The sequence below is a fragment of the Nordella sp. HKS 07 genome (assembly GCF_011046735.1).
In the GTDB taxonomy this organism is placed as follows: domain Bacteria; phylum Pseudomonadota; class Alphaproteobacteria; order Rhizobiales; family Aestuariivirgaceae; genus Taklimakanibacter.
The window spans coordinates 677,316-696,815 of record NZ_CP049258.1; the positions used below are offsets into that span (position 1 = coordinate 677,316).

The 19,500-nt window shown below is 62.2% G+C and carries 18 protein-coding genes; 4 read left to right on the forward strand and 14 right to left on the reverse strand.

What is annotated here, in order from left to right; all coding sequences use genetic code 11:
* Positions 1-57 precede the first annotated feature (57 nt).
* Positions 58-660 (reverse strand): CAP domain-containing protein, encoded by a 603-nt coding sequence (locus G5V57_RS03235; RefSeq protein WP_165166165.1) that lies wholly within the window; start codon positions 658-660, stop codon positions 58-60.
* A gap of 82 nt (positions 661-742) precedes the next feature.
* Between G5V57_RS03235 and G5V57_RS03240 the strand changes: the two genes are divergently transcribed.
* The gene (locus G5V57_RS03240) at positions 743-1,537 is read left to right on the forward strand and encodes a hypothetical protein (protein ID WP_165166166.1); all 795 of its coding nucleotides are present in this window, start codon (positions 743-745) and stop codon (positions 1,535-1,537) included.
* 56 nt (positions 1,538-1,593) lie between these two features.
* Positions 1,594-2,382, forward strand: a complete 789-nt coding sequence (locus G5V57_RS03245) for a hypothetical protein (protein WP_165166167.1) — start codon at positions 1,594-1,596, stop codon at positions 2,380-2,382.
* A 111-nt stretch (positions 2,383-2,493) separates the two neighbouring features.
* On the opposite strand, the gene G5V57_RS03250 is transcribed toward G5V57_RS03245, so the two are convergent.
* The 8 genes from G5V57_RS03250 to G5V57_RS03285 form a co-directional block, all read right to left on the reverse strand.
* Entirely contained in the window at positions 2,494-3,360 is an 867-nt protein-coding gene (locus tag G5V57_RS03250; RefSeq protein WP_165166168.1) for an alpha/beta fold hydrolase, read from the reverse strand.
* A gap of 8 nt (positions 3,361-3,368) precedes the next feature.
* On the reverse strand, positions 3,369-3,620 hold the full coding sequence (locus tag G5V57_RS03255) for an acyl carrier protein (RefSeq protein ID WP_165166169.1): 252 nt from the start codon (positions 3,618-3,620) through the stop codon (positions 3,369-3,371).
* Positions 3,617-4,564, reverse strand: coding sequence for a hypothetical protein (locus G5V57_RS03260; protein ID WP_165166170.1), 948 nt, complete (start codon positions 4,562-4,564; stop codon positions 3,617-3,619). The genes G5V57_RS03255 and G5V57_RS03260 overlap by 4 nt, the downstream gene beginning before the upstream one ends.
* A gap of 144 nt (positions 4,565-4,708) precedes the next feature.
* Complete coding sequence (ftsH, locus tag G5V57_RS03265) at positions 4,709-6,523, reverse strand: ATP-dependent zinc metalloprotease FtsH (RefSeq protein ID WP_165166171.1); 1,815 nt, start codon at positions 6,521-6,523, stop codon at positions 4,709-4,711.
* A 472-nt stretch (positions 6,524-6,995) separates the two neighbouring features.
* Positions 6,996-7,385, reverse strand: coding sequence for a hypothetical protein (locus G5V57_RS03270; protein ID WP_165166172.1), 390 nt, complete (start codon positions 7,383-7,385; stop codon positions 6,996-6,998).
* Positions 7,386-7,642: 257 nt separating this feature from the next.
* Complete coding sequence (locus tag G5V57_RS03275) at positions 7,643-8,404, reverse strand: outer membrane protein (RefSeq protein ID WP_165166173.1); 762 nt, start codon at positions 8,402-8,404, stop codon at positions 7,643-7,645.
* Positions 8,405-8,862: 458 nt separating this feature from the next.
* Entirely contained in the window at positions 8,863-9,711 is an 849-nt protein-coding gene (locus tag G5V57_RS03280; protein WP_165166174.1) for a hypothetical protein, read from the reverse strand.
* 1 nt (position 9,712) lies between these two features.
* On the reverse strand, positions 9,713-11,005 hold the full coding sequence (locus G5V57_RS03285) for an adenylosuccinate synthase (protein WP_165166175.1): 1,293 nt from the start codon (positions 11,003-11,005) through the stop codon (positions 9,713-9,715).
* Positions 11,006-11,223: 218 nt separating this feature from the next.
* Here G5V57_RS03285 and G5V57_RS03290 point away from each other — a divergent pair, with 218 nt between their 5' ends.
* Positions 11,224-11,469 (forward strand): hypothetical protein, encoded by a 246-nt coding sequence (locus G5V57_RS03290; protein ID WP_165166176.1) that lies wholly within the window; start codon positions 11,224-11,226, stop codon positions 11,467-11,469.
* Positions 11,470-11,506: 37 nt separating this feature from the next.
* Here G5V57_RS03290 and G5V57_RS03295 read toward each other — a convergent pair whose 3' ends face one another.
* The 4 genes from G5V57_RS03295 to G5V57_RS03310 form a co-directional block, all read right to left on the reverse strand.
* Positions 11,507-13,180 carry a mucoidy inhibitor MuiA family protein gene (locus G5V57_RS03295; protein ID WP_165166177.1) on the reverse strand — a complete coding sequence of 558 codons (1,674 nt, stop codon included), beginning with the start codon at positions 13,178-13,180 and terminating at the stop codon, positions 11,507-11,509.
* A gap of 158 nt (positions 13,181-13,338) precedes the next feature.
* Positions 13,339-14,925, reverse strand: coding sequence for a phosphoglycerate dehydrogenase (gene serA, locus G5V57_RS03300; RefSeq protein WP_246737508.1), 1,587 nt, complete (start codon positions 14,923-14,925; stop codon positions 13,339-13,341).
* 69 nt (positions 14,926-14,994) lie between these two features.
* Positions 14,995-16,122 carry a phosphoserine transaminase gene (locus tag G5V57_RS03305; RefSeq protein WP_165166178.1) on the reverse strand — a complete coding sequence of 376 codons (1,128 nt, stop codon included), beginning with the start codon at positions 16,120-16,122 and terminating at the stop codon, positions 14,995-14,997.
* Positions 16,123-16,359: 237 nt separating this feature from the next.
* Positions 16,360-16,920, reverse strand: coding sequence for a porin family protein (locus tag G5V57_RS03310; protein ID WP_165166179.1), 561 nt, complete (start codon positions 16,918-16,920; stop codon positions 16,360-16,362).
* A gap of 206 nt (positions 16,921-17,126) precedes the next feature.
* Between G5V57_RS03310 and G5V57_RS03315 the strand changes: the two genes are divergently transcribed.
* Positions 17,127-18,071: a DMT family transporter gene (locus G5V57_RS03315; RefSeq protein ID WP_165166180.1), complete on the forward strand. Its 945-nt coding sequence runs from the start codon at positions 17,127-17,129 to the stop codon at positions 18,069-18,071.
* Between the two features lie 5 nt (positions 18,072-18,076).
* Here the strand turns inward: G5V57_RS03315 and glmM are convergent, their stop codons facing one another.
* Entirely contained in the window at positions 18,077-19,423 is a 1,347-nt protein-coding gene (glmM, locus tag G5V57_RS03320) for a phosphoglucosamine mutase (protein ID WP_165166181.1), read from the reverse strand.
* Between the last annotated feature and the right edge of the window lie 77 nt (positions 19,424-19,500).

Consider the following 19,500-nt stretch of genomic DNA (forward strand, 5'->3'; position numbering starts at 1 on the left):
GAATTTATTGGATCCCGGCTTGCGCCGGGATGACGAAATCAAAAATGACTTGGCCCCTCACTGCCCGATGATCAGCGGATTGCTGCCGGCCGGCACCGGCTTCGACCAGAAGATCTGCACCGCCCATAATTCGTCGCCGCGCTGGATCACGCCGGTCGACACGAATTCATAGTCCCGCTTCATCAGATTGCGCCGGTGGCCGCTGCTGTCGAGCCACAGATCGAATAGGCCCTTCGCTTTGCTGAGGTCGGCCGGACCCTTCTTGCGGTCGCTGGCGGCATTTTCACCGCGCGCTTTGTAGATCAGATCGGCCTGCGCATAGGCGTCGAAACGCTGGCCGAAGGAATGCCCCTGACGCGACGTATGGCGCGATTTCCCGGCGAACATCATGTCGGCCGCCTGGGCGCGGGCCGCCTCGCGCATCATGTCGCTGGCGATGAGCCCCTTGCGCCCATTGGACTGCCGGTAGGAAGAGGCGAGCTTGTCGAAATAGGCCTCGAAATCGGGCCTCGCCCGGCTGTTTCCGGGCAGGCTCGCCAGCACGGAGCGGGCATATTGGGCGTAATCGCCGGCTGCACCAGCCTCGCCCGAAAAGGCCCCCGTCCCCAGCACCGGGAGAAGAAGCAAAACACCTAGCACGGAACGACGGGTCTGGCTCATGGAGGGTCCCTGGATCATGTCGCGACACGCCTTGACGGCGCCTTCGGGCTTTCTTATGGCGGAAGCACGAGGGAGAGACATTATGACCCGCCAGCTTCCGGCCGGAACCTGCATCCGGCACGCCATCAACAGTGTTCGCAACAATCTGACCTATGCCTTCCGCATCAGCTGGCCCTGGTATGTGATCGTCATTCCGCTGATCATCGTGGCGAATCTGCTCCTGAGCTACGCCGCCGGCGGCAATCTCTTTGAAGCCCCCGGGCTCAACCTCTTGAACAGCCTGATCAGCGGCCTTCTCATCGGTTTCGCTTTTGCGTCCATCGCGGTCAACTGGCACCGATACATCCTGCTCGACGAGGTGCCCGATGCACGCGGGATCCTGCGTGTCGATGACAAGACCTGGCGCTATTTCGGCAACATGCTGCTGATCTTCGTGATCCTGGTGGCGGCCGGCATGGTGATCGGCGTTCCTCTCGGCATCATTGGCGGCATCGCCTTCGCCAATGTGGCCGATTACCTGCCGATCCTCCTTCTCCTCATCATAATTCCGGTTGTCAGCACCCTGGCATTGCGGCTCAGCGTGAAGCTGCCGGCGATAGCACTTGGCCGCGGTGATTTCGGGATGAAGCACGCCATGAACGCAACCAAGGACAATCTCCAGCCGATATTCCTGGTGGCGCTGTTCGAGGTGGCACTCTTCCTCGGCGCGATCGTCCTCATCGGCGCAATAAGCTATGCCTTCCATGTGGTGAGCCCGACGCTTGCCGCGGCCATCGCCTTCGCTCTGCAATTCGCGGCGAACTGGATCATCACCATCTTCAGTATCACCGTCCTGACCTCGCTTTACGGCTTCTTCGTCGAAGGTCGCGATTTCTGACACCGCGCGGCCACCGACGTGATGACGGACCAGCTCCACATCCACAGGAACACGCCATGACCCGCCAGCTTCCGACCGGACTCTGCATCGAGCATGCCCTCACCAGTGTGCGCAACAATATCGGCTACGCCTTCCGCATCTCCTGGCCGTGGTATGTCGTCCTTGCCGTCGTGAACATCGGCATTCTTACATTTTCCGGCTACGCCGTCGCCGGCGGCATCGACGTTCATCCCGTCATCTTCATGCCGATCATTCTCGTGATTGCCCTCATCAACATGCTGGCCTTCGCCTCCATCGCTGTCAATTGGCACCGTTATATTCTGCTCGACCAGGTCCCCACCGGCAGCGAGCTCTTCCGCCTCGACGGTTTGACCTGGCGCTATTTCGGCAACATCCTGCTCATCGGCTTGATCGTCGCCGTTGCCTTTCTGCTCCTGGTGCTGCTGTTGCAGGTCTTTGCGTCTCTGTCGACCATCACAAGCATAGCGGCCATCCTCATCGGGCTGGCCGGCCTCGTCTTCGCGTCGATCTCGATCTATCGTCTCAGCGTCAAGCTGCCGGCGGTGGCGCTCGGCCGGCGCGACTTCTCGCTCTCTCACGCCTGGGCGGCCTCGCGCGGCAACAAGCAGCCGATCTTCTTCGTCATCCTGTTTCAGTTCTCTCTGGCGATTGGCATCGCGATCGCCTTCCTCGCCCTCGACTTCGCGCTGGCGTTGATCGATCCGATCATCGCCTTTGTCGTCTCCCAGCTGTTGCAGATATTCGTCGGCTGGCTGCTCGTCATCCTCGGCATCACCATCCTGACCTCGCTCTACGGCTTCTTCGTCGAGGGACGTGATTTCTAGAGCATCGGCCCGAGAAGCCTGTGGTCGGGCTTGACCCGACCATGCGCAGCGGTTCTCGGATGAGCCGATGCGTAAATCAAAGAGTTAGAGCGCCGGAGCGTCTTGACCCGGTTAGCGCGCCGGATTCTTCGTCTTGATATAATCCACGATCACGCCGAACTGTTCTTCGAACAGCAGCATCGGCGGGTGGCCGCCTGCCATGTCGCCCACATAGGTGATAAGAGGCGACTTGGCCGCAAAAGCCGCATACTCCGCCGGCCAGCGAAGCGGGCTCGCGGCGCCATAGAGAAACATCGTATCGAAACTGAGGCGCTTCAGCTTGTCGAAATGATCGAAATTCCAGACAGCACTTCCCGCCCGCAGCGCCACGGTCTCGGGATCGAAGCTGAAGACGAAGCGGCCGTCCTGAAGGCGATAGCGTTCACGGTCCAGATAGGCTTGGAACTCTTTCGGCACCCGCGTCAGTGTCGGACGCACCTTCGCGAGGAATTCGTTGCCCTCGGCCACAGAAGAGAATGATTGACCGATGAGTACCGCGAGCTTCTCGCCATAGAGAGGTATTTCGGGCGCCGATCTGACCGGGACATCGACGAGGACCGCTGATCGTGGGCGAACGCTCAGCGACAGCAGGTATAACAGGAGAATCCCCCCTCCCCAGGAGGTTCCGACAAAATGTGTCACCGGCCCATGATAGCGTTGAACGATCGCGGCAAGACATCTGACATAGGAGGTCCAGTCATAGGCACGGGGGTCGTTCAGATAATCGCTGTCGCCATGGCCGATCCAGTCGGGCGCCAGCACATCGAAACCGGCCGAGTTGAGGCTCATCGCCATGGGCGCATATTCGGCGCCGTTCACGCCAAGACCGTGCAGGCAGATCACCTGGCCTTTCGGCCGTCCAACGCGCCATTCCCGCAGGCTGATCACCACGGGCTTGTCCATGACCGTGACGTCGAGCCGTGTCTTGCGCTCGTTCACGGGAGAACTCAGGCGCGCTCGGGCCGCCGCGTCGCAATGAAGCGCGCCAGATTGCTCAAGGTCGCCTGCTTCATCACATCCGCCGGCTCGACGATGAAATCATAACGCTCCTCGAGCGCGACGCAGAGATCCATCAGCGTCAGGCTGTCGGCATTGAGGTCGGCGAATACGATATCTTCGTCCACCTCGCCGGCAACGTCTTGAACAAGCCCCAGCTCATTCAAAACATTGCGCAGCTCGGCTTCGATTTTCTCACTCATTGGATATGCTCTGTTCTCAGATGGCGCGGCATCACGAAAATGTTGCTCGGCTCGAACTCACAGGCAACCGAGGCCACCCGAGATGAAAACCTGCCGAAGGTCTCGATCATTGCGCGCCAGACGTCAAGGGAGATCGGACGGCCGAGGCAGGAATGCACACCGGCGCCGAACAGGGCCTGCTTGTTGACACCGCCGTTGTCGCTTATGGGCTGGAAATACAGCCTCACCCGGTCGCCGGCCGCGATCTTGTGCGCGCCGACCGGAATTTCGGCCGCAGCGACCCGCTCGGCGATGGCGACTCCGGTTTCGGGCGGAAATTCGGGGAACTCGATATCGGCGAAGCGCCGGCCCAGATTCTGCTGCAGTACCGCGTGCAGGGAGGTTGCGAGCGTGCCGAGGAGCGAATCGCGCCCGAGCACGAGAAGGGCCACCGCCTGCGCCTGATCGACATCCGGCGCCGTCTCGGCGAGGCTCCGGCGCAATTGGTCGAGTTGCCTCTCGGCCTCGCCCAGAGCCGCAAGGCTGACGAAGCTATCGAACAGCCGCGTGATGACCAGCTTGGGAAACGCGAGAGGGCCTGGGCAGCCGCACATATGGGCGAAGAGCTCGGATACGAGCGGCGAGAGCGCTGTGGATAACCATTCGGGATTGGCCTCGCGATCGAGCGGCGCGATATGGCGGGCCATCATATCCGGCATGGCGGCGGTGATCCGCGGCCGGCCTCGCGAAATTAGGTCGGCCAGGCCGCGCCGGATATCGCGATGAACCTGTCCCTCGAGCAGCAAGGGAATGCAGCTCACCGCGAATATAAGATTGGGAAATTGCCGCTTGTAGCGGGCCTCGAGGATTCTGATGTTCGCAACGGTGTGCGGCACCACGAGCCGCTTATCGTCCCGCAGCAGGTCGATGACCAGCTCAGACTTGTAGACAATCCAGCTTTTCAATTCCTGGTTGAAGAATATATCTTCCCCGGCCTTGAACTCCGCTCGCCGAGACTCCCGATAATGCAGAGAGAGCAATCCAGACCCCTATTACCTCGCGACACAGGGCACGTCTATGGCATCCAAATCATGGCGCTGCAACAGTGTCTATTCGGCGGCCGCCTTCACCGGCAGCAGTGCCTTGAAATCCTCGGGCGTGATCGTTTCCTTTTCGAGCAGGATCTGTGTGCCCGCCTCCAGGTCCTTGGCCCGTGTCGTCAGGATCTTCTTGGCCCGCGCATAGGCCTCATCGATCAGTTTCTTGACCGCGAGGTCGATCTTCTGCGCCGTTTCGTCCGAGTAATCCTTCTGGCGCACACCCACCACATTGTCGGCGAGATAACTTGAGCCCTGGCGCTCGAACACCGCTTGGCCAAGCTCCTTCACCATGCCGAAGCGCGTCACGATCTGGCGCGCTATGTCGGTGGCACGCGTGATATCGTCGGCGGCGCCGGTCGAGATTTCCTTGAAGATCAGCTCCTCTGCCGCGCGCCCCGCCATCAGCACCACCATGCGGTTCTTCAACTCCTGCATCGTGATCAGAAACTTGTCCTCGGTCGGACGCTGCATCGTATAGCCGAGCGCCCCGATCGAGCGCGGGATGATGGAGATCTTCTGCACCGGGTCCGCCCCCGGAAGGGTCGCGGCCGCCAGCGCATGGCCCATTTCGTGATAGGCGACGCGCTTCTTGTCTTGCGGATTGAGCACGCGGCTTTTCTTCTCGCTGCCGGCGACGAGGCGCTCGAAGGCGGCGAGGAAATCCGCCATGGTGACGCTCGGGGCGCCGCGCCTGGTCGCGAAGATCGCCGCCTCATTGATGAGATTGGCGAGATCGGCACCGGCGAAGCCGGTGGTCAGTTGCGCCAGCTGCTCGAGATCGACATCCTTGTCGGCCTTGATCTTCTTCATATGCATTTTGAGAATCTCGACGCGGCCAGATTTGTCGGGCCGGTCTACAACCACCTGCCGGTCGAAGCGCCCAGCGCGCAGCAATGCCGGATCGAGGATCTCCGGACGGTTGGTGGCGGCCAGCAGCACGATGCCTTCTCTCGGATCGAAGCCGTCGAGCTCGGTGAGGAGCTGGTTGAGCGTCTGCTCCTTCTCGTCATTGCCGCCGAAGTTGGGACCTGAGCGCGCTTTGCCGAGCGCGTCGAGCTCGTCGATGAAGATGATGCAGGGTGCGGCCTTGCGCGCCTGCTCGAAGAGATCGCGCACGCGGGCAGCACCAACGCCGACGAACATCTCGACGAATTCCGAGCCCGAGATCGAGAAGAACGGCACTTTCGCCTCACCCGCCACAGCCCTGGCGATCAGCGTCTTGCCGGTGCCGGGCGGGCCCACCAGCAATATGCCGCGCGGGATGGTGGCGCCGAGGCGCTCATATTTCTCTTTGTCCTTGAGAAAGGAGACGATCTCGACGAGTTCGGCCTCCGCCTCGTCGACACCCGCCACATCGGCGAAGGTGACGCCGGTATCTGTCTCGACATAGACCTTGGCCTTGGACTTGCCGACATTCATCATGCCGCCCAGCCCCTGCTTGTCGATGATGCGGCGGAAGAAGAACATGTAGAGAGCGAAGAAGAACAGCACCGGCACGATCCAGGAGAGCAGCGTGGACAGGAAGCCGTCGCTCACCTGGCCGGAGAACTTCACATTGTTCTGCGCGAGGTCGTTGGCGATGTCGGGCTCGACCCTCGTGGTGGTGAAGAACTCCTTGCCGTTCTGCGGTGTCTTGAACTTGCCTTCGATCGTGTTCTGGCTGACCGTGACTTCGGTGATCTCGCCCTTCTTGAGCAGCGCCAGATAGTCCGAATAGGCGAGCGGCTCGACAGTGCGATAGGTCTGCCACCAGCCCTGGAGGAGGAGAATTCCCGCGAAGGCGAGCGCCACGTACCACAGATTGAACTGCTGCTTCTTGTCCATGCCGCGGCCTCCTGAAACTATTCTCAATGGCGAGCTTAACAAGGTGGCCGGGGAGAGTCACCTTGAGCGGCCGCGCGCAGCCGTCGCCTCATTTCCCCCTCGCCCGTTGCGAAGCAATGGGAGAGGGTCGCCGAAGGCCGGGGAGGGCTCGTCTGGGTATCATGCGTCCCCTCACCGATTCCCATTTGCATTCTTGTGCACAAGCGCGAGAGGCGGGAAATATCAGGATGGCGGAAGGGTTCTAGTCCTGACGTCGCGAACGAAGGGACGTCTCTCTCATGCAAAACGCCTCCACCCGGTCGAAAGGTCTGACGATCGATGAAATAGTGGCCTGCGGTCCCGTTTCACCTGTTATTTCGGACCACCGCACCGCCAAGTCATTGAAATTGCTCAGGTGGCCGGCCCACTTTGCAATAACGCCTGTATTTCCCTGTAAACGCCTGTAAATCACGGTTTTCAGCGCGCGGGAACGTCACTTGGGCCAGAGCTGGAAACTCTTCAGCTGTTTGCGATAACGGCGCCAGTCGCCCGCTGGAATGACGTAGGTATTGGCGCGTGCCGATGGCGCTCCGCACATCAGGATGGTGATCATGCCCGGGTGCTGCAGCTTCTTCATCGATCGGATGACAATGCCGAGGCGGCGCAGGGCTTGCGCGTCGCGAGCCAGGCTGCGGCCTGTCTTTTCCTCGCATTGCCGGCTGCCGTCGAGACGGTAGACGCGCAAGGTCTCGGCCGCTTCGGCGGGAGGGCCTGCGACGCTGCACACAACGATAAGCGCGCCGAGACTAGGCCAGAACAGCTTCACCACCGCCCACAGACCTCCCACGGCATGCACATAGCCTTCGATCAGAAACGCTTTCATGGCCGCCCCCACCCGTCATCCTCCGACTGCCCTAACGATATCGTTTCTATCCTACGACGTCGAGCGACGGCAAAATCTGTGCTGGCCATTCCGTGCGCGGATGTGAGATTTGAGAATCCGATGCGGGAGAACACCGAGGATGCGGCGAAAGGAGTAAGTTTTCGAAGTTTCCGTGTAGGGCCCACGCAAAAGCCGCAGGGGGATCGCATTTCTGCAATCCCCCCGCGTAGCAATACAGAACTATTAGAAACGGCCGCCTAGAAGCGATAATTGATCTTCGCCCTGAACACATTCATGGTCAGGTCGGCCGGGAAGCTGTCGGTCGTATGCGGGATGGGATTGCCCGGATCGACAGTGTTCGTGCCGGCAAGCCGGTAATCCGCGTCTCCGAGATCGATATAGAGCCACTCCGCGCCGAGGCTGAAATTAGAGGCAAAACCCCATTCGACGCCGGCACCGGCTGTCCAGCCGATATGGTCTTCCTCGGCCGAACCGCGCGCAGTGAGGGTGTCTGGCGCTTCAGGGTGGGCGACCTTCAGATCGGCCTCGGTCTTGCCGTAGGCGAGGCCGCCAGTGCCGTAGAACAGAACGTTGTCGAGGGCGAAGCCGACCCTGGCGCGGACAGTGCCGAGTTCATCGAGCTTGGCCTTGACGTTCCAGTTGGGGGCGGCAGGGTCGATCATCCTGAAATCGTCCTCGCCGTCGACATCGGCGAAGGAATAGTCGGCTTCCAGGCCGACGACGATGTTGCCGAACTGCTTGTTGAAGCCGACCTGCGCGCCGCCGAGCCAGCCGTCCCCACCGATGGTCTGATCGGGATCGTTCCACAGCTCAGGCATCGGGCCAGTGCCCGGATCATAGACGGTCGTTCCATCCCAATCGGCGTCGGCATAGCCGCCATGCACGCCAAGATAGAGACCAGTCCAGTCATATCCTGAGGCGAAATCAGGGTCAGCGGCGTGTGCCGCTCCCGCAAACACAAAACCCAATCCAGCCGTCACTACAAAAATCTTACGCATCGCCGTCCCTATTTCGAAAACAGAAACCTCCTTTGCCTGTTCCCTTCGGTTCCCGGCAACGGCTTTTGCGATTTCCATTAAAGTTCCATGCAATATGTGTCTTTCTTGCCACAAATTGCTGTTTCTGGAAAGAAACTGACGTAACGCAGACTACAAACGTCAATACGATTTCTGAGTTACCTTGCGGAATTGAAGGAGGCCATTCCGGAAGACGAAAACAGGAAAGCTCCGAATCGTTGCTGCTCCCGATTCTGAGTCCCGTTTCCCGGCTGGCCCGATCAGGGAATTAAACGGCCCTCCGATCAGGGCGATCAGAGCTTCCCGCTCTTCCAATAGGCGCGAATGAACAGCACCAGCGCCACGAGGGTGATGATCGCGACAACGATCTTGAGCGCCAGCGACGGGTTGAAGAGCAGGATCGGCTGCATGGCGAACTCCCGGATTGCGAGATTGAAAGCCTATCGCTCAACCTCGACATGAATGTGATCGTCATGACGCGCCGCGCGGCAGCCCTGGAACCGGATCATCGGCGAGGCGACCCCGAGCCGTTCCGCCAAATGCGGCTCGAGCAGGATCTTGCTGACGCCGTAGTCGGGCCCCTTCTCCACCAGCCAGCGCAACATGGCCGCCGTTCTCTCCTCATCGAGCGCGAGGTCCTTGCGCAGGAAGGCCTGGAACCAGTCCATGTCCCATCGAAAAGTCAGCCAGCGCACCTTGTCCGCGCACAGGGCGTCATCACCGGCGGCCGGCGCCACAAAGCCCCAATAGCCGAGACAGGACGGTGCGGCGAGCGGCACGGGATTGCCCGCCGCGTCCTTGTAGAAGTAAGCGAGATCAATGCGCCGTCCGTCGTCATGGGAAAGATGCGGCGGCAGCGGGAAGCCGTCGATGACGGGAAAGCCGATACCGAGGGTCGCGACGACGAGATCCGGATGGGCCTGTCCGAGATCGCGCGTCATGGCGTCGAGCAAAGTCTTGACCTCGGGTCGCGCATAGTTCCGCCCGAGAAAGCAATAGATCGGCGACAAAGCGGCATGGGACGGCGGTGAGCCGGCGCGGCAGGGCAAGGCGACTCGGCCATTGAGCGAAGCGAGCGCCGGCGCGATGAGAAGATTGGCGAGCGGCAAGGCCGTGAGGAAGAAGGCGATGGCGATGAGGACCGCTAGCGATCTGCGCGCCCCGGCGCGGCGCAGCCACGAGGCCATGACGAGCCCGGCGACAAAGACGATGCCGCCCAGTTGCGCGAAGGCCGTCAGGACAATGAAAAGAAGACCGGCGCCGACGAGGAGGATCAGGCGCCGGATCATATCAGTCCTCGAACGGGTCCTTCATCAGGATCGTGTCGTCGCGTTCAGGCGACGTCGAGAGCAGCGCCACCGGGCAGCCGATCAGCTCTTCGAGATACTTCACATATTTGATCGCCTGCGCCGGCAGATCGGCCCAGGAACGCGCCCCTGCCGTCGTCTCTTGCCAGCCTTCGAGCGTCTCATAGACCGGCACGACATTCTTCTGCGCCTCTTCGGCGGCCGGCAGGCGGTCGATGCGCTTGCCGTCGAGCTCATAGGCGACACAGACCTTGATCTCCTCCAGCCCGTCCAGAACGTCGAGCTTGGTGAGTGCTATGCCATGGATGCCGGAGACCGTGATCGTCTGCCTGACCAGCACCGCGTCGAACCAGCCGCAGCGGCGCTTGCGCCCCGTCACCGTGCCGAATTCGCGGCCGCGCTGGCCGATGAGCTCGCCGATCTCGTTCTGCTGTTCGGTCGGAAACGGCCCCGAGCCGACGCGCGTCGTATAGGCCTTGGCGATGCCGAGCACATAGCCGATCGAGGATGGCCCCATGCCGGAGCCGGCCGAGGCCTGGCCCGCCACCGTGTTGGAGGATGTCACATAAGGATAGGTGCCGTGATCGATGTCGAGCAGGATGCCTTGCGCGCCTTCGAACAGGATGCGCTTGCCGTCGCGCCGCGCCTCGTCGAGCAGGTGCCAGACCGCGTCGGAATAGCTGAGGAGCTTGGGCGCCACTTCGGCGAGTTGGCTCGCGAGCTCATCGGCCCTGATTTCCGGCTGGCCGAGGCCGCGCCGCAACGCATTATGGTGGGTGAGCAGGCGCTCGATCTTGGGCCCCAGCGTCGCCAGATTGGCGAGATCATGCACGCGGATGGAGCGCCGGCCGACCTTGTCCTCATAAGCGGGGCCGATGCCGCGCCCGGTCGTGCCGATCTTGCCTTCGCCCGCCGCCGCCTCGCGCATCTGGTCGAGTTCGCGATGCAACGGCAGGATGAGCGTCGCATTTCCGGCAATCCGCAGGTTGTCGCGGGTGACCGTCACCCCCTGGCCCTGGAGCTTGTCGATCTCGGCGGCGAGCGCCCAGGGATCGATGACGACGCCATTGCCGATGACCGAAAGCTTGCCCTTGCGCACAATGCCGGAGGGGAGCAGCGAAAGCTTGTAGGTTACGCCGTCGATGACAAGCGTATGGCCGGCATTGTGACCGCCCTGGAAGCGCACCACGATATCGGCGCGCTCCGACAGCCAGTCGACGATCTTGCCCTTGCCCTCATCGCCCCATTGGGCGCCCACTACCGCGACATTCGCCATGAATTTCCCAGTCCTGACATGAAACCGGCCCCGCTGCGCTCATCGCGCCGGGGCCGTTGCAGGCTTTTACACGGGCTGGGCGGAAAGGCAAAGCGCCATCGCCAGACCCGGAACAGGACACTTCGCCGCTGTGCATCGAAAAGTTCCTTGTGGGTTCTGGCGCAAAAGTGAACTTCCGTGCCTTGAGGGAAGGTCCGGCGCGGACTAAAATCCCGATCATGGCCAAGAAACAGAATCCAACTCAACTTCGGGCGCTGAAAACGGTTGCCGTCATCATCGTGCTTGCCGCCATTCTCGCCTATTTCGGTCCCTGGCTGTCCGAGAATATCGGGCAGTTCAATGCCAGCCTGGTCATCGCGGTGCTGATCGTCGCCTATTTCCAGAGCGAGACCAGCGACCTCGCGGTCCGCATCGCCTTCCTCGAGAGGCGCATGCTGGGCGTGACCACCAAGGAAAATCGCTAGGCCCGCAACACCATCGCGCTCAGAAAGCCTTCTCTATTCACTCTCCATTCAAGCCGAGCTTGATGTCGCGCGGCCAGCTGATCTTGTAGCCGTGTTTGATCACCTTGGTCTCCTGGCTCGGCAGGTCGAAGCTCCAGGCCAGGACACCGCGCCGGCGCTCCAAATCCTTCACCGTCGCCGGCGTCATGCCGGATAGCGTCTCGACGGTGATCTTCTGGTCGGTCGAATAGGGCATCTGGTCGAGAATGGTGACCGGAATCGCAGCCTGGTGCAGGTTCTTGGCTGTAATATCGAAGGCGCGCTCATCGACATTCGAGGTCGTGAGCAATCCTTCCTCCGCGGTGCGCCGCTTCACCTCGATGCGCTTCACCTTGATGAGATCGTCGGCGCCGAAGCCGAGCTTCGTCTCCTCGCCGGGTGAGAGCATCGGCAGCGCCCCCTGCCCCATGAAAACGCCGTCGCGATAGAGCATCACCGGGCCCGGCAGCAGCGGCGTCTCGCCTGAGAGCGTGAAGGCGGCGGTGAGATAGGCATTGGGATCGAGCTTTGGCGCCGCCTGGGCCGACAATTTGGCATCGATCTCGTCGGTCGAAATGCGCACCTTCTTGGCCGTGTTGGTATTGTCGACCGTGACCCGGCCATCGATGCCATAGAGCGCCTGGAAGCCGGCGATCTCGACATTGGCCTGCTTTTGCACCGCCCGGCTCACATCCGCATCCATGGGGGCGGCCGCGGGAGCCTCCTGAGCCATGATGGCGGCCTCGGGGGTTACATTACCGACTCCGCGCGCGGTGTAGTTTTCGCGCCGTCCTTCGACGAAGCCCTCAATGGCCATTGGCGCCAGATCGGGCGCGGCGGTGGCGCCCATCGGACGTGCCGTCGACAAAGTGAGCGCCACATTGTCCCAGCTCTCCGTTGTCCACTGCAGCACATCGGCGCGCCGCACGAGCTCGATCCGGGCCTTGCCGTCCTTGCCCATCTCGCCGAGGCGGGCATCATAGATCGGCTGCCAGCCGGCATTCGCCACACGATAGCTCAGGCGGAAAGTGCCTTCAGCCTCGGCGGGAGCGTTGAGATGTACGCTCACCCGCATGCGCTGATCATTGCGTGGCGCAAGATCGGCGAGCTTCTTGTTGAGGTTCTCGGTGAGGCGATCGATCTCGCGCTGCCGGCTGCGTGCCTCGAGAATGTCCTTGCCGAGGCTCGACAGCCTGGTTCCGACGAGATCGAGCACGCCGCTCAAGCCTTCGGCATCGAGGATGCGCGTAGCCCCCTCCTGCGGCTTCTGGGTGAGCGTCGCCGAGGCGAGCTGCTGCATCAGGGTCTTCTGATATTCGGCATCGCCGATCGCCTGGTCGAGCACCGCGCGCTCGTCGCTCAGGTTCTCGATGTCCTTCTCGATGCGCTTGCGGGTCTCATCGAGCGCGTCGCTCGTATTGAACACGATCTTGGAGTCGACCGATCCGATCTCGAACCGCTCACCGCCTACACCTTCGACGCGCAAAGTCTCGGTCGAAAGTTCGGCGGGCAGGCCATCGAAAATCAAAGTGTGCTCGCCCTTACCAATGCGCGCATCGACGATACGCGTCACCTCCGCCCCTTGTGGGAAGACAGTGACCTTGTCGATGCGCGAGAGAGCTGTGATGTCGGCGGCGAAGACCGGGGTAAGCGAAGTGGTGGCGAGAAAAATTGCGGCTGCGGCTGCGCGCATGATGGTGCTCCGTGATTCCCCTTGAGGTGGCGCATCCAATCGCGCTGTCGCGGCGAATTCGCGGCAAGATCGCGTCAGCCCCGGGGCGGTCATGCAACAGCGGCGTCACGCCATCACAAATTCGTCATCCCGGCTTTCGCTGGGATGATATGCTTTGGTCAAAACGCCAGCCGCTTCGCCTGCTTGACTTGCGCCAGCCTTTCGACCGCCGCCAGCACCTCATCCGGCACCGGCTCGTCGATCTGGACGAGGCAGATGGCGTCCTGGCCCTGCGCCTGGCGGCCGAGATGGAAAGTCGCGATATTGACGCCGGCATTGCCGAGCAGCATGCCGAGCGCGCCGATAAATCCCGGCTTGTCCATATTGGTCACATAGAGCATGTGCGGGCCGAATTCCGATTCGAGCTCGATGCCCTTTATCTGGATGATGCGCGGCTTGCCGTCGGAAAACACCGTTCCCGCCACCGAGCGCTCCATATTCGCCGTCTTGATGGTGAGCCGGATATAGGTCTCGTAGGCGCCGCGCTGGGTCTGGCGTACTTCGTCCACCTTGATGCCGCGCTCCTTCGCCACCACCGGCGCCGAAACCATGTTCACATCGCCCAGCATCGGCTTGAGCACACCGGCAAGGGCCGCCGACGTGAGGGCGCGCGTATTCATGTCGCCGACCTCGCCCGCATATTCGATGACGATACCGGTGATCGGCTCGTCGGTGAGCTGGCCGGCGAAAGAGCCGAGCTTTTCAGCGACGGCGATGAAGGGCCTGAGGCGCGGCGCTTCGTCCGCCGAAATCGAGGGCATGTTGAGCGCGTTGGAGACCGCGCCGGTGATCAGATAGTCGGCCATCTGCTCGGCGATCTGGATGGCGACATTCTCCTGCGCTTCCGCCGTCGAGGCGCCGAGATGCGGCGTGGCGACGACATTCTCGAGCCCGAAGAACGGATGCTGGGTGGCGGGTTCGGTCTCGAACACGTCCAGCGCCGCACCCGCCACATGGCCGGATTTCAGCGCCTCATTGAGCGCCTCCTCGACGACGAGGCCGCCACGGGCGCAATTGATGATGCGCACGCCCTTCTTCATCTTTGCGATCGCCGCCTTGTCGATGATGCCGCGCGTCTTGTCGGTGAGCGGCGTGTGCAGCGTGATGAAATCCGAGCGGCGCAGGACGTCGTCGAGCTCCACCTTCTCGACGCCGATCTCGATCGCGCGCTCCGCCGACAGGAAGGGATCGAAGGCGATGACCTTCATTCTGAGGCCGAGCGCCCGGTCGGCGACGATGGCGCCGATGTTGCCGCAACCGATCACGCCCAGCGTCTTGTTGAAGAGCTCGACGCCCATGAAGCGGTTCTTCTCCCATTTGCCGGCATGGGTCGAGGCATTGGCTTCCGGGATCTGACGCGCCAGCGCCATCATCAGCGAGATCGCATGCTCGGCGGTGGTGATGGCATTGCCGAAGGGCGTGTTCATCACGATGATGCCGCGCGCCGTCGCAGCGGGTATGTCGACATTGTCGACGCCGATGCCGGCGCGGCCGATCACCTTGAGTTTCGCCGCCGCGGCGATGAGTTTCGGCGACACTTTCGTCGCCGAGCGGATGGCCAGGCCGTCGTAATCGGCGATCGCCGCGAGCAGCGCATCCTTGTCCTTGCCCAGATCGGGCTTGTAATCGACGTCGATGCCGCGGTCGCGGAAGATCTGGACCGAGGCTTCGGACAGCTTGTCGGAAACGAGTACACGGGGTTTCATGATGACCTCCGAAAATATGTGACGGCTGAAAGACGAGTGGCGCGCGATCTGAATCGCGCGCGGCTGAACTCAGCGGGTGGCTTCGGCGTATGCCCAGTCGAGCCAGGGGACCAGCGCCTCGACATCTGATGTCTCGACGGTCGCGCCGCACCAGATGCGCAAGCCCGGCGGCGCGTCGCGATAGGCGCCGATATCGAAGGCGGCGCGCTCGGCTTCGAGCAGCTTCACCATCGACTTCGGTACGCTCTCGCCGCCATCGAGGGTAAGGCACACCGACGTGTTGGAGCGCGTTTTCTCGTCCTTGACGAGGTGATGCGCGAAGGGACGCTCCGCGATCCACTTGTCGATCACCGACGCATTGGTGCTGGCCCTGCCGCGCAGCACTTTGAGCCCGCCTATGCCCTTCGCCCAGTTGAGCGCCACCAGGTAATCCTCGACGCACAGCATCGAGGGCGTGTTGATGGTCTCTCCTGAGAAGATTCCGGCGATGAGCTTGCCGCCTTGTGTCATGCGGAAGATCTTGGGGATGGGCCAGGCCGGCACGTAGCTTTCGAGCCGCTCGACGGCACGCGGGGAAAGGATGATCATGCCATGAGCGCCCTCACCGCCCAGCACCTTCTGCCAGGAGAAGGTGGTGACATCGAGCTTGGTGAAATCGAGCGCTTGCGCGAAGGCGGCCGACGTCGCGTCGCAGATGGTGAGGCCCTGGCGGTCGGCGGGTATCCAGTCGGCATCGGGCACGCACACGCCCGACGTCGTGCCGTTCCAGGTGAAGACGACATCGTGATCGAAATCGACGGCGCCGAGATCGGGCAGCTCGCCATAGCCGGCTTTGAGGGCGCGCGCGTCCTTGAGCTTGAGCTGCTTGAGCACGTCGCTGACCCAGCCATCGCCGAAGCTTTCCCAGGCGAGAAGATCGACGGGGCGCGGGCCGAGCAACGACCACAGCGCCATCTCCACCGCGCCGGTGTCGGAAGCCGGCACGATGCCGATCAAATGGCTGTCGGGAACTTCGAGGATCTCGCGCGTCAGCGTGATCGCCTGCTTGAGGCGCGCCTTGCCTTCGCTCGATCGGTGCGAGCGGCCGGTCAGTGCCTGTGAGAGGAGATCTGGTGACCAGCCCGGTATTTTCGCGCACGGGCCGGAAGAAAAATGCGGATTAGCCGGCCGCACAGCCGGTTTCTCGATCGTCGTCATGTCTGCTCCATCCTTACAGATGGTCCGCCTCTCGGTGGGGAGAGGTGTCCCGGCGACGCTCTTGCCCGAGACCCGCGCCTTCGTCAACAACTTTGCGTGAAGAAAAGCTCCCTGCTCCCTCCTCACGCGAAGCGTGGAGAGGGGGCGCGAAGCGCCGGGTGGGGTCTTCGCAAAAAGCAAAACGGCGGTGGATTTCTCCACCGCCGCTTCGTTCAAGCGAGGTCTCTCGATCGAGCCTCAGAACTTGAAGCGGATACCCGCGAGCGCCGAGTGATCGGCCGGATTCTCGCCGTCGAGCATCAGCTCGCGATAGCGATAGCCGAAGTCGAGCGCGATGCTCTGCGACATGTCGACGGACACACCGGCCATAAGGGCATAGGTGAAGCCATCATCGCTCTCGTCGCCGCCGAGCCAGCCCCAGCCGGCACCGGCGCCGACATAGGGCGTGAAGGCGGTATCGTTGCGCCAGTCGAAATACATGTTGCCGAGCACGGTCGTCAGATTGGCATCGGCGCCATCGCCGACGCTGTAGTCACCCGACCAGTCGACGCGAACGTCTGAACGCAGATAATCATTGAACTGATAGCCGACACCACCGCCGACCGCGAAGGCGTTGTCGTCGTCACCCCAGTCGAGGAACGACCAGCCGAGATCGCCGCGCAGATAGAAGCCCATCGCCTGATACTGATCCGGCGTGGTCGTCTCCGGTTCCGGCGGCGTCACATCGGCGGCATGCGCGGCGACGGCGAGACCCGCCGTCATCGCGGAAGCCAGCAAAACGAGCTTGAAAGAATTCATAGACACTTCTCCTCTCCCGGATACATCCGGTAACTCACGTCCCTCGTGATTGTTCCTAGGTAGGATCGTCCTGTGACCAGAGACGGGCTCGAATTGGGCGGCAAAAAGGCAGATTGTAACTGTTGCTAAAAGGTCACGGTCATTTGTTCCCGATCGGGACATGTCATTGACCGTGCACTGACCATGACGCTAGTTATCGCAGTGTCATGAAACCCGCCGCAACGACAAGAGACTGGATGGCGCTCGCCGCCCTCGTGGTGACGTGGGGTTCCTCCTTCGCGATGACGAAGATTGCCGTTGCGTCGGTCGATCCGGCCTGGGTCATGGCGCTGCGTCTTTCGGTTGCTGGGATATTCCTTGGCGTCGTCGTAATGCTGACAAAGCGGCAATGGCCGCGCGACGGCAAGCTGTGGCTCTGGTTCGCCGGGCTGGGTTTCATCGGCCATGCGGTTCCCTTCTTCCTCGTCTCCTGGGGAACCCAGTTCGTCTCCTCTGGTCTCTCCGGCGTGCTGATGGGCGCGATACCGCTTTTCGTCATCGTGCTCGCGCATATCTTCCTCCCCGACGAGAAGCTCACCCACATGAAGGCCGCAGGCTTCGTCACCGGTTTCATCGGCCTCATGATCGTGCTGGGGCCGGAAAAACTCCTCCGGTTCGAGGGCCAGGGCATGGCGTTGATCGGCGAGTTAGCGATCCTGCTGTCCTGTCTGTGCTATGCCGCGCACAGCCTCCTTGCCCGCCGCATCCCGTTTCAGGGGCCGGTGGAACAGGCCGCCGCCGTCTGCCTCACCGGCGGTGCTATGGGCGTGATCTTCGCCGCCCTCTATGCGCCCGACGGCCTCGACCGCGCGACCCCGCTTGCCTATCTCTGCCTGCTCGGCCTCGGCATCGTGCCGACCGCGCTTGCCACCTTGCTGGTCTATGCCATTGTGCGGCGGGCGGGGGTGAGCTTCGTCGCCTATTCGAACTATCTGGTGCCCGTCTATGCGCTGGGGCTCGGCGCCGTGCTCCTCGGCGAGACCCTGACGGCGAATGTCGGCTTCGGCCTTGTGCTCATCCTCGCCGGCATCGCCGCGAGCCGCATGCAGCTGGGGAAGCTGGCCGGCCTTCCCCTTCCGACGCTCCGGCGCAAACCGGAATCCACCGAATAAGCCCGTTACGCCGCCTTGCCGATCACGGTGCAGATTTCATCGACGATCTTCGCCACGAGGCCGGCGTCATCGCCCTCCGCCATCACGCGGATCAAGGGTTCGGTCCCGGAAGGACGGATCACCAGACGGCCGGTTTTGCCGAGCATCGAGGTCGCGTCCGCTATCGCCTGCTTCACCATCGCCGCCTCGAGCGGCTTGCCGTCGCCATAGCGCACATTCTTGAGCACTTGCGGCACTGGCTCGAACAGATGGCAGACCTGGCTCACCGGCTTGCTGGTCCGCACCACTTCCGCCAGCACTTGCAGCGCCGCCAACAGTCCGTCGCCTGTCGTCGAGAAATCCGACATCACGATATGGCCCGACTGCTCGCCGCCGATATTGAACCCATGCTGACGCATATGTTCCACCACATAGCGATCGCCCACCTTGGTGCGCGCCAGCGTGAGCTTGCGGTCGGTCAGATGACGCTCGAGACCCAGATTGGACATGATTGTGGCGACGAGCCCGCCACCGGCAAGACGCTGCTGCCTGTGCCAGGAGGTCGCGATCAGGGCCATCAGTTGATCGCCATCAACGAGCCGGCCGTGCTCATCGGCGATCACGACGCGATCGGCGTCACCGTCGAGCGCGATGCCGATATCGGCGCGCGTCTCGATCACCTTGGCCGACATCGCCTCGGGCGCCGTCGACCCGCACTTCTCGTTGATGTTGAATCCGTTCGGATCGTTGCCGATGGGAATGATCTCGGCGCCGAGTTCCCAGAGGGCGGCGGAGGCGACCTTGTAGGCGCCGCCATTGGCGGTATCGATGACAATGCGCAGGCCTTCGAGGCGCAGATCCTTCGGGAAGGTGCGCTTGGCGAATTCGATATAGCGGGCCTGCGCGTCCTCGATGCGCTTGGCGCGGCCGAGCTTGTCCTGGGGGGCCGCGAGGCTCGCGCCGTCCGCCGTGTCGACCAGCTTCTCGATCGCCAGTTCCTGATCATCCGACAGCTTGTAGCCGTCCGGCCCGAACAGCTTGATGCCGTTGTCGTAATACGGATTGTGCGACGCCGAGATCATGATGCCGAGATCGGCGCGCAACGACCTCGTCAGCATGGCGACGGCAGGCGTCGGCAGCGGACCGAAGAGGAACACATCGACACCGGCCGAGAGCAGACCGGCGGTCAGCGCCTGTTCGATCATGTAGCCCGAAAGCCGCGTATCCTTGCCGATCACCGCGCGATGGCGATGGCTTCCCTTGGAGTAGACGCTGCCGGCCGCGAGGCCGATCTTCATCACCATATCGGGCGACATCGGCGCGCGGTTGGCGACGCCACGCACACCATCGGTTCCGAAATACTTGCGGGACATGGCTTTCCTTTTCTCCAGTTCACCCAGCCTATAGCAGATCACATCCTGCTAGATCACGATGAGTTTGGATTGAGGCG